Annotated in this window: 15 protein-coding genes; 11 read left to right on the top strand and 4 right to left on the bottom strand. The window is 64.5% G+C overall.

From position 1 onward, the window contains the following. Positions 1-2: 2 nt before the first annotated feature. The 6 genes from AC56DV_RS05775 (at position 3) to corA (ending at position 6,136) form a co-directional block, all read left to right on the top strand. Entirely contained in the window at positions 3-2,072 is a 2,070-nt protein-coding gene (locus AC56DV_RS05775; protein ID WP_496313347.1) for a ribonuclease catalytic domain-containing protein, read from the top strand. Positions 2,073-2,210: 138 nt separating this feature from the next. Then, entirely contained in the window at positions 2,211-3,095 is an 885-nt protein-coding gene (locus tag AC56DV_RS05770; protein WP_496313346.1) for a TonB family protein, read from the top strand. 19 nt (positions 3,096-3,114) lie between these two features. Then, the gene (gene aroE / locus AC56DV_RS05765) at positions 3,115-3,933 is read left to right on the top strand and encodes a shikimate dehydrogenase (protein WP_496313345.1); all 819 of its coding nucleotides are present in this window, start codon (positions 3,115-3,117) and stop codon (positions 3,931-3,933) included. After that, positions 3,930-4,652: a monofunctional biosynthetic peptidoglycan transglycosylase gene (gene mtgA / locus AC56DV_RS05760; protein ID WP_496313344.1), complete on the top strand. Its 723-nt coding sequence runs from the start codon at positions 3,930-3,932 to the stop codon at positions 4,650-4,652. The genes aroE and mtgA overlap by 4 nt, the downstream gene beginning before the upstream one ends. A 25-nt stretch (positions 4,653-4,677) precedes the next feature. Then, the gene (locus tag AC56DV_RS05755) at positions 4,678-5,082 is read left to right on the top strand and encodes a DUF4124 domain-containing protein (RefSeq protein ID WP_496313343.1); all 405 of its coding nucleotides are present in this window, start codon (positions 4,678-4,680) and stop codon (positions 5,080-5,082) included. An 88-nt stretch (positions 5,083-5,170) separates the two neighbouring features. Further along, the gene (gene corA, locus AC56DV_RS05750; RefSeq protein WP_056393003.1) at positions 5,171-6,136 is read left to right on the top strand and encodes a magnesium/cobalt transporter CorA; all 966 of its coding nucleotides are present in this window, start codon (positions 5,171-5,173) and stop codon (positions 6,134-6,136) included. A gap of 18 nt (positions 6,137-6,154) precedes the next feature. Here the strand turns inward: corA and AC56DV_RS05745 are convergent, their stop codons facing one another. From AC56DV_RS05745 to thiD, 4 genes are all read right to left on the bottom strand, one after another. Beyond that, positions 6,155-6,652 carry a hypothetical protein gene (locus AC56DV_RS05745; protein ID WP_496313342.1) on the bottom strand — a complete coding sequence of 166 codons (498 nt, stop codon included), beginning with the start codon at positions 6,650-6,652 and terminating at the stop codon, positions 6,155-6,157. A gap of 34 nt (positions 6,653-6,686) precedes the next feature. After that, the gene (locus AC56DV_RS05740; protein WP_496313341.1) at positions 6,687-7,697 is read right to left on the bottom strand and encodes a hypothetical protein; all 1,011 of its coding nucleotides are present in this window, start codon (positions 7,695-7,697) and stop codon (positions 6,687-6,689) included. A 181-nt stretch (positions 7,698-7,878) separates the two neighbouring features. Continuing rightward, the gene (hemL, locus tag AC56DV_RS05735) at positions 7,879-9,168 is read right to left on the bottom strand and encodes a glutamate-1-semialdehyde 2,1-aminomutase (RefSeq protein ID WP_496313340.1); all 1,290 of its coding nucleotides are present in this window, start codon (positions 9,166-9,168) and stop codon (positions 7,879-7,881) included. Positions 9,169-9,193: 25 nt separating this feature from the next. After that, positions 9,194-10,024 carry a bifunctional hydroxymethylpyrimidine kinase/phosphomethylpyrimidine kinase gene (gene thiD, locus AC56DV_RS05730; RefSeq protein WP_496313339.1) on the bottom strand — a complete coding sequence of 277 codons (831 nt, stop codon included), beginning with the start codon at positions 10,022-10,024 and terminating at the stop codon, positions 9,194-9,196. Positions 10,025-10,119: 95 nt separating this feature from the next. Between thiD and AC56DV_RS05725 the strand changes: the two genes are divergently transcribed. The 5 genes from AC56DV_RS05725 to AC56DV_RS05705 are packed head-to-tail and all read left to right on the top strand — an operon-like array spanning position 10,120 to position 14,045. Beyond that, positions 10,120-10,272, top strand: a complete 153-nt coding sequence (locus AC56DV_RS05725; RefSeq protein WP_496313826.1) for a rubredoxin — start codon at positions 10,120-10,122, stop codon at positions 10,270-10,272. Positions 10,273-10,304: 32 nt separating this feature from the next. Continuing rightward, a complete protein-coding gene (locus tag AC56DV_RS05720; protein WP_056394921.1) occupies positions 10,305-10,706 on the top strand; it encodes a response regulator in 402 nt (133 codons plus the stop codon). A 25-nt stretch (positions 10,707-10,731) separates the two neighbouring features. Next, a complete protein-coding gene (locus AC56DV_RS05715) occupies positions 10,732-11,100 on the top strand; it encodes a response regulator transcription factor (RefSeq protein ID WP_496313338.1) in 369 nt (122 codons plus the stop codon). A gap of 3 nt (positions 11,101-11,103) precedes the next feature. Beyond that, positions 11,104-11,658 (top strand): chemotaxis protein CheW, encoded by a 555-nt coding sequence (locus AC56DV_RS05710; protein ID WP_496313337.1) that lies wholly within the window; start codon positions 11,104-11,106, stop codon positions 11,656-11,658. Positions 11,659-11,684: 26 nt separating this feature from the next. Further along, positions 11,685-14,045 (top strand): methyl-accepting chemotaxis protein, encoded by a 2,361-nt coding sequence (locus AC56DV_RS05705; protein WP_496313336.1) that lies wholly within the window; start codon positions 11,685-11,687, stop codon positions 14,043-14,045. Positions 14,046-14,064: the final 19 nt, after the last annotated feature.

Genomic DNA, 14,064 nt, shown 5'->3' with positions numbered 1-14,064 from the left:
AAATGAACGTATTTTTCGAAGAATCCGGCGACTTCAAGGTCGGCTCCATCATGTCCCACGCGGGCGAGGCCTACCAGGTTGAAATGGCGAGCGGCAAGCGCAACAAGGTCAAAGCCAAGGACGTGCTGCTGCAGTACGAAAAGCCGGCCCCGGCCGAACTGCTGGAGCAGGCCAAGGCGGTGGCCGCCGAGATCGACCTGGAGTTCCTGTGGGAAGTGGCCGGCGAGGAAGAGTTCGGCTTTGCCGAGCTGGGCGCCGAATACTTCGGCCATGCGCCGCTGCCGCACGAAGCGGCCGGCCTGATCCTGGGCCTGCACAACGCGCCCATCTATTTCTACAAGAAGGGCCGCGGCCGCTACAAGAAGGCGCCCGAGCAATCGCTGCGCGCGGCGCTGGCCGGCATCGAAAAGAAAAAACAGCAGGCCGTGATCCAGGCCCAGTACGTGGAAGAGCTGAAAGCCCACAAGCTGCCCGACAGCATGAAGCCCATCGTCTGGCAGCTGCTGTTCAAGCCGGACAAGAACACCATCGAATACAAGGCGCTGGAAGCGGCCTGCAACGACACGCACCAGAGCCCGCAGCGCCTGATGCTGGCCGCCGGCGGCATCGCCTCGCCGAAGGACTTGCACATGTCCAAGTTCCTGTTCGAGAACTTCCCGAAAGGCGCCGGCTTCCAGGACGTGCCGGTGCCGAGCGCGCCGGCCAACCTGCCGCTGGCCGCCGTGGAAGCGTTCTCGATCGACGACGTCACCACCACCGAGATCGACGACGCCTTCTCCGTCACCCACCTGGCCGACGGCAAGGTCAAGGTCGGCATCCACATCGCCGCGCCCGGCCTGGGCATCCGCCCGGACGACGCGGTCGACAAGATGGCGCGCGCGCGCATGTCCACCGTCTACATGCCGGGCGACAAAATCACCATGCTGCCGGACGCCATCGTCGAAGCGTTCACGCTGGCCGAAGGCAAAACCTGCCCGGCGCTGTCGCTGTACGCCACGCTGGACCCGGCCGACTGGAGCGTGGTCGGCACCGAGACCCGCGCCGAGCTGGTGCCCATCGCCAACAACCTGCGCCACAACACGCTGGACGACCTGGTCAACGAGGAAACCCTGGCCAGCGGCGCGGGCGAGTACCCGCGCAAGGCCGAGCTGGGCCTGCTGTGGAAATGGGCGCTGCAGCTGGAAGCGGGCCGCATGGTCAAGCGCGAAGGCTTCGGCCTGAAGCCGGAGCAGAACAACCGCGTCGACTACAACTTCTACGTCGAGGACGACGTGGTGACCGTCACCCGCCGCAAGCGCGGCGCGCCGCTGGACAAGATCGTCGCCGAGCTGATGATCTTCGCCAACAGCACCTGGGGCAAGCTGATGCACGACCACGGCGTGCCCGGCATCTACCGCAGCCAGGGCCAGGGCGTGGGCGGCTGGGCCGCCAAGATGCAGGTGCGCATGCTCACGCACGCGGCGCCGCACCAGGGCCTGGGCGTGGACCAGTACGCGTGGAGCACCTCGCCGCTGCGCCGCTACACCGACCTGGTGAACCAGTGGCAGATCCTGGCCGTGGCCGAGAAGGGCGTGGCCGCCCCGTTCGTGGCGCCGTTCAAGCACAAGGACGCCAACCTGTTCGCCATCGTCTCCGCCTTCGACGCCGCCTACTCCGCCTACAACGACCACCAGAGCAATATGGAGCGCTACTGGTGCCTGCGCTGGCTGGGCCAGCAGGAGCAGCGCCAGGTGGAAGCGGTGGTGCTGAAGGACGAAGTGTTGCGCCTGTCCGACATCCCGCTCATCATCCGCCTGGCCGGCATGCCGCCCGCCGCGCGCGGCGCCCAGGTCAAGCTCGACATCCTGCGCTGGGATGAAGTGGACCTTAGCGTCGAAGCGCGCCTGCTGGAAATCGTCACCGCCCCGGCCGCCTCCGATGCCGAGCTCGACTACGAAGAGGAAGACGAAACCCCGGCCGAGCACGAGCAAGCACTGGCCGCCGCCGCCGCGCCCGCCGACGAGCAAGCCGAAGTGGCCGACCTCGCCAGCGAAACCGCCGTCACCGAGCCCGCCCCCGAGCAAGCCGGTTAAACAGGCAAACCTGCCAGGCTGAGCCGCATTCGGGGTCAGACCCCGAATGCGGCTCAGCCTGCCGATCTGCCCGATCCGCCACCCCAGGCTCCGCTTGTCGTAGAATGTCCCATCTTTGATGTTGCCGACGGTCCCTGCGTGAAGTCTTTACAAGAAAACCGCTTCCTGTATTTCGCATCTGGCGTTTCCCTGCTGGCGCACGGCGTATTGCTGGCCGTGACCTTCGTGGCGCCGAAAAACTTCAAGATCGAGCCCACCGACCCCGGCCTGGAAGTGATCCTGGTAAACGCCAAGCACGACAAGGCGCCCCTGAAGGCCGACGCGCTCGCGCAGGCCAACCTGGACGGCGGCGGCAAGGCCGATGCCGGCCGCGCCAAGTCGCCGCTGCCGGACATGCGCAAGAACGAAACCGGCGAGAGCGTGAAAGCCACCAAGCGCCGCATCGCCGAGCTGGAGGAAACCCAGCGCAAGCTGCTGACCCAGGCCGCGAAGCAGAATCCGCTGAGCGCCGCGCCGGTGACGGAAAAGGTCAAGCCCGACCCCATGCCCAGCGGCGCCGACCTGCTGGAAAGCAGCAAAGCCATCGCCCGCATGGCCGCCGAGATCACCCAGACCATCGACGACCAGAACAAGCGCCCCAAGAAAACCTTCATCACCCCCAGCACGCGCGAAGTGGGCTACGCCATGTACTACCAGCGCCTGCAGCGCAAGGTGGAAGAGATCGGCACGCTGAACTTCCCGCAGAAGAACGGCCGCAAGCTGTACGGCGAACTGGTGGTCTACATTCCCATCTTCCAGGACGGCACCATCTACGAAAAGGAAGGCGGCGTGCGGGTGGAAAAGAGCTCCGGCAACGACGCGCTGGACGAGGCCGCGCTGCGCATCGTGCGCCGCTCCGCGCCGTTCGGCAAATTCCCGCCGAACATGCTGTCCAGCGAGCGCGACGACCTGTGGGTCATCATCACCCGCTTCAAATTCACGCGCGAAGAAAAACTGGAATCCGACCTGACCGGCTCAAACTAAAACAACATGGATTGCTTCAATGGATAAGTATTGCGTTTTCGGCAACCCTATCGGCCACAGCAAATCGCCCGACATCCACGCCGCCTATGCGCAGCAGACCGGCCAGCAGCTGACTTATGAAAAGCGCCTGGCGCCGCTGGACGGCTTCGCCGCCGCCGTGCGCGCCTTCGTCGCCGAGGGCGGCAAGGGCGCCAACGTCACCGTGCCCTTCAAGCTGGAAGCCCACAAGCTGTGCGGCGCGCTCACCATGCGCGCGCAGGCGGCCGGCGCCGTCAACACCCTGCTGTTTACCGAAGACGGCACCATCGGCGACAACACCGACGGCGCCGGCCTGGTGAACGACATCGTGGCCAACGCCGGCGTGCCCATCACCGGCAAGCGCGTGCTGCTGCTGGGCGCCGGCGGCGCCGCGCGCGGCGTGGTGCTGCCGCTGCTGGAACACCATCCCTCGCAGCTCACCGTCGCCAACCGCACCGTCGCCACCGCCGAGGCGCTGGTGGAACAGTTTGCCGCGCTGTCCGGCGGCGCGGCGCTGTCCGCCTGCGCCTTCGACGCGCCGCGCGGCCAGTACGACATCGTCATCAACGCCACCTCGGCCAGCCTGAGCGCCGACCTGCCGCCGGTGCCGCCCGAAGTGTTCGGCCCCGGCACCCTGGCGCTGGATATGATGTACGGCAAAGAGCCGACTGTTTTCATGCAGTTCGCCGCAGATCACGGCGCGATCGTGCGCGACGGCCTGGGCATGCTGGTCGAGCAGGCCGCCGAGGCGTTCCTCGCCTGGCGCGGCGTGCGCCCGCAAACGACGGAACTATTGGCCCAACTTCGTTCTAAGCTATGACAAAAGCGCGCAAACCGGCGGCCACGCGCGGCAAGTGGTGGTGGGTGAAGTGGCTCTTCATCGCCCCGGTGCTGCTGTTTGTCGTGGTGCAGCTGTATTTCCTGCTGCAGATCTGGTGGTGGGTGGGCCACAATCCCACCACCACCGCCTTCATGCGCGCCCAGCGCGCGGCGCTGCAGGAGGTCAATCCCAAGGCCAACATCCAGCAGCAGTGGGTGCCGTACGCGCGCATCTCGGGCAACCTGAAACGGGCGATTATCGCGTCCGAAGACGCCAATTTCTCCGACCATGAAGGCGTGGACTGGGAAGCGCTGCAAAAAGCCTACGAGAAGAACAGCAAGAAGAAGAAGGTGGTGTCGGGCGGTTCCACCATCACCCAGCAGCTGGCCAAGAATTTGTTCCTGTCCGGCTCGCGCAGCTACCTGCGCAAGGGCCAGGAGCTGATCATCACCTACATGCTGGAAGCGCTGATGGACAAGGAGCGCATCTTCGAGATCTACCTGAACGTGGTGGAGTTCGGCAAAGGCATTTTCGGCGCGGAAGCGGCGGCCAAGCACTACTACGGCATCAGCGCCTCCAAGCTGGGCGCGGCGCAGGCCGCCAAACTGGCCGTCATGCTGCCCAACCCCCGCTTCTACGACAAGCACCGCGACTCCAACTACCTGGCGCGGCGCACCGGCGTCATTTTGAGACGTATGGGCTCGGCTGAGTTACCATAGGGCATCATCTTATTCGGGAGGCGGCATGCTTGATCGGCAGCGCGGTATCAGTCTGATTCTAGTGGCGGTGCTGATGGCGGGCGTGGCGGCGCTGGCGATGGCGGCCATCTTCTCCATGCGCTACGAGCGCAACCTGTTTGCCGAAGGCGTGGCCAAGCTCACCGGCAAGGCCCCGGCGGCCGCTGCCGGCGCGGCATCGTCCACGGCCGCAGCCATCCCGTCCACGCCCGGCAACCAGCTGCGCCGCTGCGTCATCAACGGCAAAACCGTGTTTTCCGACACTGAATGCAGCGCCGCCAACGCCACCACTAAAAACGTTGTCGTGCATGAAACAAAGGGCGTGGAAGCGCCCAAGGCGCCCAAGCCGGACCCGGCCGCCGCAGCGCCGCAGGACCTGCGCGCCAAAATGATAGAAAACGCCACCCGCTGAGGCAAAAAACAGCAAGCAAAGGTGGCCGAAAAAAGGGCTTGCGGGTACACTTGCGCTGTTTCGTTCCCACCGCTGGCTGAGAGTGCCTATGATCAATGTCTTCGTCTTACAAAATGGCCGTCTCAACCAGGTTCCCATCGAATCCCGTGAAGACCTGGAAAAGCTCGAACCCGTCTGGGTCGACCTGACCGATCCGAACGACGACGAGCGTGCCTGGGTCAAAGCCATTTACGGTGTAACGCTGCCGGGCGAAGACGAAGTCAAAGACATTGAAGCCTCGGCCCGCTACTACGAAGCGGAAAACGGCGACCTGCACCTGCGCACCGACTTCCTGCTGGAGGAAGACGACGGCCCCTCGCGCATCGTCACCGTGGCCTTCATCCTGGCCAAGAAAATGCTGTTCTCGGTCCACACGGACGACCTGCCGGTATTCCGCCTGGTGCGCATGCGCGCCCGTTCGCGGCCCGGCTCCATCGCCGACTACATGGACGTGCTGCTGGACCTGTACGCCACCGACGCCGAGTACTCGGCGGACGCGCTGGAAGGCATCTACCAGAACCTCGAAGAAGTGTCGGGCCGGGTGCTGCAGGAAGAGTTCACCGACAAGGACGCGGCCGACGCGCTGAGCGCCATCGCCCACGAGGAAGACTTGAACGGCCGCATCCGCCGCAACATGATGGATACGCGGCGCGCGGTCAGCTTCCTGATGCGCGGCCGGCTGCTCAATTCCGAGCAGTTCGAGGAAGCGCGCCAGATTCTGCGCGACATCGAATCGCTGGACGGTCACACCTCTTTCCTGTTCGATAAGATCAACTTCCTGATGGACGCCACGGTCGGCTTCATCAACATCAACCAGAATAAGATCATCAAGATCTTCTCGGTGGCCAGCGTGGCCTTCCTGCCGCCGACGCTGATCGCCAGCGTCTACGGCATGAACTTCGACAACATCCCCGAGTTGAAGTGGGCGCTGGGCTACCCGTGGGCCTGGGGCTTGATGATCACCAGCGCCATCGCGCCCTTCCTCTACTTCCGCCACCGCGGCTGGCTGAAATAACGGCGCCCGAGCCCCGGGCTATCCCACGCGCGGACTGAAATCCAGGGTGAGCGAGCGGTGGTAGGGGATTTCCTGCCATTGGGCATGCAGCGCCTGGGCGCGCTGGTACAGCGTGGCGTGCACGTCGATGCCGGCCAGGTCGAACGGCGCATGGCCGCGCGCGGCGCAGGCGTTGTTGGCGGTTTTCAGGAAGGCGTCCAGGTCGAAGCTGCCGCACCAGAGCTGGGTTTGCAGGCCCTCGACAATGGCTTCCACCTGCGCCGCCTGCTCGTGCAGCGCCGGCTTGCCGGCATCGGGCGCCGCCGGCGGCAGCAATTGGGCGTCCGCTCCCAGCGCCACCTGGCTCAGGAAACCATGGCGCAGCGGCAGCGCGGATTCCACCACGTAATGGATCAGGCCGTGCGGCAGGATGCCCTGGCGCGGCATCAGCGAATCGGTGGCGCTGCCGTTGTTGCGCACAAAACGGAGCACGTCGTACTTGTCATTACTGGAACGTTTTTCTGCTATAAGTTTCATTCCAGTAGTATGCCTTTTCCAACATTGTTGAATTCTATCCAACAGTCACGAAAAGCTTTTTGCGCACCTCATTGATGAATTCCGCCGGCTCGTCCAGGCTCAGATAGATCTTCTCCAGCGCCTGCTGGCGGCCGAACAGGTCGGGCAATTGGCTGCCCGGCTTGAGTTCGATCAGCACATTCGGCGCGCCCAGCTGGATATAGCGGCGCAGTCCCGCGCGCCGCCGCACCGTGCCGCTGGCCTCGTGCACCGCCTGCACCATGGAATAGGGAATCGTTGCGTCGGCCGCCAGCGCACCGCAGCGGATTAAAATCGCGCCATTTGCCAGCGATACAGGCCGATATAAAGTCGCGCGATAATCCGCCACCATATACAGCAATGCCCACGCGCTCAGCGCGCTTGCCACGATAGCCGCCGTGGGCGACCAGATGAAATGCAGCAGCATATGCATCAGCGGCAGCTCGAACAGGACGGCGATAATAAATCCAAGCTGATTCGACGCATTGCCGCCATGGCGCGCATAGCCGAAATGCCGCTCGCCGCTGAATTCCAGCGTTGCCCCTTTGCGCAGGAATAGCGCGTAATACCAGATCCGCGCCTCGAATAAAGCCAGCGCGGCATACATATTCTGTCCCAGCATTCCGTCTATGGACTGTTTTAACGCCGCGTCGGCATTGCGGGACGAACGCAGCATGCCCGCTAGTTTATAAATCAGGAAAGCGGCAACCGCAATTTCCGCCGCCGCCCCTAAAGCCAGCGAAATATAACGGTAGTCCTCCAGCGTATGGAATAGCACCTTGCTGTGCTCGGGAATAATATAGCGGCCGATAAAGATGGCCAGCATCGCCAGCGACAGCCAGCGCATCAGCAGTTTCTTCAATCCCGGACGGTACAGCCACCAGTAAATCAGCGGCAGCGTCACGGTGAAGTCGAACAGCAGCGTCCATTCCGGCACTGCGCGCAATCGAAACGCGAAGTAATAGCTGACGGTCATAGCCAGCAGGATCAGGGCGAACCAGTATTTCCGTTGCGGTAGCAGAGCCATGCTTTCCTCGCGTGGTGATTTTAGTAAGTACTGTACCTCAGCCGGCATTTGGCTGCCGGTGCCGGGCAAGCCGTATCCCGCCCGATTCTGGCGTGTTCAAGCCAGAAGCTGGCATAAAATGGGCAAAAAAAAAGCCGCCGCAGCCCGGGAAGGGGATTGCGGCGGCTTTTTCGCGGCCGGATTACTTCAGCGACGCAAATACTTTCCGTGCTGCCGCGATGGTCTCGTCGATCACCGCATCGTCGTGCTGGGCGGAGACGAAGCCCGCTTCAAACGCCGCCGGTGCGAAATAAACGCCTTCGTCCAGCATGGCGTGGAAGAAGGCATTGAACTTGGCGCGGTCGCCGGCCATCATTTCCGCATAGTTATTCGGCGGCACTTCGCTGAAATACAAACCGAACATGCCGCCTTCGGCATCGGCGCAGAAAGTCACGCCGGCTTCTTTCGCGGCGGCGGTTAATCCAGCGGCCAGGCGTTTCGCCGACGCGGCCAGTTTGTCGTAGAAACCCGGCTGTTGAATAATCTTCAGCGTGGTCATGCCGGCAGCCACCGCCACCGGATTGCCCGACAAAGTGCCGGCCTGATAAACCGCGCCCAGTGGCGCCATTTTACTCATCAATTCAGCGCTGCCGCCGAAAGCCGCCACCGGCAATCCGCCGCCGATCACTTTTCCCAGCGCGGTCAGATCAGGTTTAATGCCATACAATTCCTGCGCGCCGCCCAGGCCCACGCGGAAACCGCACATCACCTCGTCGAATATCAGGATCGCGCCGTGCTTGGTGCACAAATCGCGCAAGGCTTGCAGGAATGCCGGCGTGCCTTTAATCAGATTCATATTGCCCGCCACCGGTTCCACAATAACGCAGGCGATTTCGGCACCGAAATTGGCGAATGCCTCGGTAATCTGTTCCACATTGTTATAGTCCAGCACCAGCGTGTGCTTGACGAAGTCCTCCGGTACGCCGGCAGAAGTCGGATTGCCGAAAGTCAGCAAGCCGCTGCCGGCTTTGACCAATAAGGAATCGGCGTGGCCGTGATAGCAGCCCTCGAATTTGATAATCTTGTCGCGGCCGGTGGCGCCGCGCGCCAGGCGCAGCGCGCTCATGGTCGCTTCGGTGCCGGACGACACCAGGCGCACCTGCTCGATCGACGGCACCAGGCGGCAGATTTCTTCCGCCATCTCGATCTCGGCCTCGGTCGGCGCGCCGAAGGACAGGCCGCGCGTGGCCGCTTCCTGCACCGCCTTCACCACGTCCGGGTGCGCGTGGCCGACGATGGCCGGGCCCCAGGAGCCGATGTAATCTATATAACGCTTGCCGTCCGCGTCCCAGAAGTAGGGGCCTTCGGCGCGGGTGATGAAACGCGGCGTGCCGCCCACCGAGCGGAACGCGCGCACCGGCGAGTTGACGCCGCCGGGCGTGGTTTTCTGGGCGCGCGCGAACAGCGTATCGTTCTTCGATTCAGTCGTCATGATGTCTCTTTATCAAATTTACATACTACGTTGGGAGGGACCGGAAGGTCCGGTTGGGCACCAGCTTGCCCATGCCGTAGCGTTGGGCATGGGCCAGCGCGCCCTGGGTGTAGTCCTGCGCCAGTTGCACGGCGGTCGGGGTGTCCGCGCCGCGCGCCAGGAAGGCGGCGATGGCGGCCGACAGCGTGCCGCCCGCGCCGAGGAAGGGGCCGGGCAGGTGCTGCCAGGCGTCGTGCCGCACCACGCCGTCGGCGCCGTACAGGGTGTTGGCGCGCACCGCGTCGCCATGGCCGGCGCCGGCCGGGGTGCCGGTCACCAGCACGAATTCGCAACCCAGTTCGATCAGGTAGCGCACATCGTCTTCAATCGACGCGTCGCCGTTGGAGTCCATCTCGCGCCAGGTTTCGGCCAGGCGGCCCAGCTCAACCTGCGACAGCATCAGCACCGACGTCTGCGGCACCAGCAGCTGGCGCACGATGGTGAGCAGCTCTTCGGCGTCCTCGCCCGGTTCCGGCAGGCGCGAACTGAAGGGGTCCAGCACCAGCGGCGCGTCCGGATAGTCGGACACGATTTCGGCGATGGCCGAGGCGTGCTCCATGTTCTGCAGCGCGCCGATCTTGAAGGCCGACACATGCGCGTCCTCCAGCAGCACGCGGGCCTGGTCGGAGACCCAGTCCGGATCGGTCTCCTGCAAGTCCTCGATGCGGGCGCTGTCGCCGATCAGCAACGCGGTGGTGACGGCAAGACCCTGGCAGGCCAGGGCGGAAAACACGGCCAGGTCGGCGGTGACGCCGGCGGCGCCCACCGGATCGACGGCGCCGAATGTCAGGATAAGGGGAGAAGTTTGGTTTTGCACGGCTGGTAGATTAAGATACCTGATTCGGCATTTTACTTGATAGAAGGTGACACAACGTGAGTAGCAATGAAACAACGCAGGCCTACCAAACCTGGATGTGCCTGATCTGCGGCTGGATCTACGACGAGGAAGCCGGCCTGCCGGAAGAAGGTATCGCAGCGGGCACGCGCTGGGCCGACGTGCCGATCAACTGGACCTGCCCGGAATGCGGCGCCCGCAAGGACGATTTTGAAATGGTGGCGATTTAAGCTATCGTGTCGGTACATCCCGGTGAATGAATATGACGACTACGCCGCAAGCGACAGGTTTGAAGATCATGGTGATCGACGATAGCAGCACCATTCGCCGGTCGGCCGAGATATTCCTGAGCCAGGCTGGCTACCAGGTGGTGCTGGCCGAAGACGGCTTCGATGCCCTGGCCAAGATCAACGACCATCACCCGGCGCTCATCTTCTGCGACATCCTGATGCCGCGCCTGGATGGCTACCAGACCTGCGCCCTGATCAAAAAGAGCGCCAAGTTCCACGCTACGCCGGTCCTGATGCTGTCCTCCAAGGACGGCCTGTTCGACCGCGCGCGCGGCACCATGGTCGGCTCGGCCGCCTACCTGACCAAACCATTTACCAAAGACAGCCTGCTGGCGGCCGTGCGCGAGCATACCGCAGGCGCGGCGGGGGTCTGAGCACCGTGAGCATAGCGAGGGCATTATGGCCATACAAAGAATACTGATCGTCGACGATTCGCCGACCGAGCGCTACTACCTGACCGACATCCTGGTCAGGAACGGCTTTTCCGTCTCCACCGCCGAAAACGGCGAGGAGGCGCTGGTGAAAATCAAGGCCGACAAGCCGCAGCTCATATTAATGGACGTGGTGATGCCCGGCGCGAACGGCTTCCAGGTCACGCGCTCCATCGCCCGCGACCCGGACCTGCAGGACGTGCCGGTGATTATCTGCTCCAGCAAGAACCAGGAGACGGACCGCATCTGGGGCTTGCGCCAGGGCGCCAAGGACTACCTGGTCAAGCCGGTCGACGCGGCCGAGCTGCTGGCCAAGATCGCCGCCCTTGGCGGCTAAGCGATGAGCAGCGCCGAGACCGGACTGTCCACTCCTTCCGGCGCCGAGCGCCGCAGCCGCCTGCGCCGTTACCAGGCGCAGCTGCTCGAACGCATGCACGACGCGCAAAGCGGCGCGGCCGCAGCCGGGCGCGAACTGGGCGTGCAGTTCGGCGCCAGCCGCTGCCTGCTGGACCTGACCCAGATCGGCGAGATCGTGCCCTGGCAGCCGGTCAGCCCGGTGCCGCTGGCGCAGGACTGGTACCTCGGCCTGGCCAACGTGCGCGGCCAGCTCACCGGCATCATCGATTTCGCGCGTTATCTCGACTACGCTGCAACCCCTCCCGCGGCGGACAGCCGCATCATCACTTTCGCGCCCGGCCTGGGCTTTAACTGCGCGCTGCTCAGCGCGCGGGTGCTCGGCCTGCGCAAGCTCGACGACATGACGCCGGCGCCGCTGGCGGACGACGTTCCATCCTGGTGCGTGCAGCAGTTCCTGGACCAGGAAGGGCAGCTGTGGTCGCGGCTGGACCTGGCCCTGCTGGTGCAGGAAGAAAGGTTCCTGCAAGTCGGTCTGTAATATTTTTGCAAATGAGGGACGGTGTAATGGGATTCATCAAGAATTTGTTCGCACGCTCCAGCCAGGACGCTCTCCAGGAAGCGGCCCCTGATTCGGAATTCGCCAGCTATGGCGCCGCAACCGCGCAGGCCCCGGCCGCTCCGGCTGCCGCATCGGCACCGGCGCCCTCGGCCTCCGCCGCGACTTCATCACTCCCGTCAGCCGCCGACAGCGGCGAAGCCGGCGCCCCGCTGCGCCTGCGCGACGCGCTGCGCCGCCGTGGCAGCGGCGGCGCGGCCGACAGCGGCCCCGGCATCAAGCTGCCGCTGATCGGCCACCTTCCCGCACAGCGCCAGCTCAACATCCTGTCCACCGCGCTGGCCGCCTGCATCCTGCTCAGCGTGGGCGCGGTCGGCCTCAACATCCGCAACAGCAGCATCACCTCGGCCCAGACCCAGATCGCGGCCGACGCGCTGATGCACTCGCAGCGCGTCGGCAAGGCCGCGCCCAACGCGGTGCAGGGCAATCCCGAAGCGTTCCGCCAGCTGGAGGACAGCCGCAAGGAACTGAACCAGGACTTCAAGCTGATGCAGGCCGGCGGCGTCTACCAGGGCCGCAACATCGGTTCCCCGAACGCGGCCATGGCCAGCGCCGTGGCCGCCGCGCGCAAGGTGTGGGACACCTCCGAGCGCTCGGCCGACACCATCCTGCGCCTGAAACCGGAGCTGACCGGCCTGGAAAAGACCCTCAAGCAGCTGGACCGCCTATCGCCGGACCTGCTGGAGCAGACCGAAGCCATCGCCGCGCTCAAGCTGCTGCGCGGCGGCAGCGCGCGCGAGATGGCCGCCCTCGGCAAGCTCACCATGCTCACGCAGCGCATGAACCGCAGCGTCAGCGAATTCATCACCGCCGGCGGCATCAGCGCCGAAACCGCCTTCCAGCTGGGGCGCGACATCACCGTGTTCCGCAACACGGTGGACGGTTTCCTCAACGGCAGCGAAGCGCTGGCCCTGCCGGCCACCCGCGACGCCGAGCTGCGCACCCTGTTCACCGAGCTGAAAACCCCGTTCGAAACCTACCAGCAGCTGGTCGGCTCCGTGCTCGACAAGCTCGATAAATTCACCGCCGCCAAGGTGGCCGAGCAGCAGATCTTCAGCGAGAACGAAGCGCTGCGCGAGCGCCTTGGCGCCGTGCTGGCCGAATACCGCGCGCAGCAGGATTCGCTCACCCTGAGCTTCTGGCTGATGGTGGCCGCCGGCCTGCTGACGCTGCTGGCCGCCGCCGCCATCGGCCGCGTGCTGCTGCAGGACTCCAACAACCGCACCCGCGGCGCGGACCGCCGCCGCCAGGAAGCGGAAGCCATGCGCCTGCAAGCGCAGCGCAAGGAGGAAGAAGCCAAGGCCATGAACGACCAGAACCAGGCCGCGATTCTGCGCCTGATGAACGAACTGCAGGAAGTGGCCGACGGCGACTTGACGGTGCAGGCCACCGTGTCCGAGGACATCACCGGCGCCATCGCCGACTCGGTCAACTACACGGTGGAAGAGCTGCGCGGCCTGGTCGGCCGCGTCACCAGCACCGCCGAGCAGGTCACCTCCGCCTCCAGCCATGCGCAGAACATCTCCAGCGACCTGCTGCTGGCGTCGCAGCAGCAGTCGCGCGAAATCCAGGACGCCAGCGCCACCGTGGTGAAGATGGCCAACGAGATTACCGAGGTGTCGAAATCGGCCTCCGAGTCGGCCGACGTGGCGCGCCAGTCGGTGGCGGCGGCGCGCCAGGGTTCGACGGCGGTGGAAAACGCCATCAAGGGCATGCACGAGATCCGCGAGCAGATCCAGGAAACCTCCAAGCGCATCAAGCGCCTGGGCGAATCGTCGCAGGAAATCGGGGAGATCACCGAGCTGATTTCCGACATTACTGAACAGACCAACGTGCTGGCGCTGAACGCCGCCATCCAGGCCGCATCGGCCGGCGAAGCGGGACGCGGCTTCTCGGTGGTGGCCGAGGAGGTGCAGCGCCTGGCCGAACGCTCCGGCGAAGCGGCCAAGCAGATCGGCGCGCTGGTGCGCACCATCCAGACCGACACCCACGACGCGGTGGCGGCAATGGAAAAGTCTACCCAGGGCGTGGTGGAGGGCGCGCGCCTGTCCGACGCGGCCGGCGCGGCGCTGTCGGACATCTCGCAGGTGTCCAACCGCCTGGCGGAGCTGATCCAGGGCATTTCCTACGCCACCGGCATGCAGGCGACATCCGCCAGCGGGGTAGCGCAGAATATCCAGCATATCCTGTCCGTGACCGAACAGGCGCAGGACGGCACCCAGCAAACCGCGCAGTCGATTCACAAGCTGTCCATGCTGGCGCAGGAACTGAAAAATTCGGTTTCGCGCTTCCGCATCTCGGCATCCTGATTACTTTGAAAGACCCAGC

The organism is Massilia sp. BGA-UO-ETr-WB1 (assembly GCF_059567845.1).
The sequence above is the reverse complement of the archived record's forward strand: the minus strand, read 5'-3'. Positions and strand labels throughout refer to the sequence as shown.

Excerpts from the sequence above, each read along its gene's own strand:
- corA (WP_056393003.1), top strand. The coding sequence starts at position 5,171 with ATGATCAATGTCTTCGTCTTACAAAATGGCCGTCTCAACCAGGTTCCC.
- aroE (WP_496313345.1), top strand. The coding sequence starts at position 3,115 with ATGGATAAGTATTGCGTTTTCGGCAACCCTATCGGCCACAGCAAATCG.
- AC56DV_RS05710 (WP_496313337.1), top strand. The coding sequence starts at position 11,104 with ATGAGCAGCGCCGAGACCGGACTGTCCACTCCTTCCGGCGCCGAGCGC.
- hemL (WP_496313340.1), bottom strand. The coding sequence starts at position 9,168 with ATGACGACTGAATCGAAGAACGATACGCTGTTCGCGCGCGCCCAGAAA.
- AC56DV_RS05720 (WP_056394921.1), top strand. The coding sequence starts at position 10,305 with ATGACGACTACGCCGCAAGCGACAGGTTTGAAGATCATGGTGATCGAC.
- AC56DV_RS05725 (WP_496313826.1), top strand. The coding sequence starts at position 10,120 with ATGTGCCTGATCTGCGGCTGGATCTACGACGAGGAAGCCGGCCTGCCG.
- AC56DV_RS05740 (WP_496313341.1), bottom strand. The coding sequence starts at position 7,697 with ATGGCTCTGCTACCGCAACGGAAATACTGGTTCGCCCTGATCCTGCTG.
- AC56DV_RS05705 (WP_496313336.1), top strand. The coding sequence starts at position 11,685 with ATGGGATTCATCAAGAATTTGTTCGCACGCTCCAGCCAGGACGCTCTC.
- AC56DV_RS05745 (WP_496313342.1), bottom strand. The coding sequence starts at position 6,652 with ATGAAACTTATAGCAGAAAAACGTTCCAGTAATGACAAGTACGACGTG.
- mtgA (WP_496313344.1), top strand. The coding sequence starts at position 3,930 with ATGACAAAAGCGCGCAAACCGGCGGCCACGCGCGGCAAGTGGTGGTGG.
- AC56DV_RS05775 (WP_496313347.1), top strand. The coding sequence starts at position 3 with ATGAACGTATTTTTCGAAGAATCCGGCGACTTCAAGGTCGGCTCCATC.
- AC56DV_RS05755 (WP_496313343.1), top strand. The coding sequence starts at position 4,678 with ATGCTTGATCGGCAGCGCGGTATCAGTCTGATTCTAGTGGCGGTGCTG.
- AC56DV_RS05715 (WP_496313338.1), top strand. The coding sequence starts at position 10,732 with ATGGCCATACAAAGAATACTGATCGTCGACGATTCGCCGACCGAGCGC.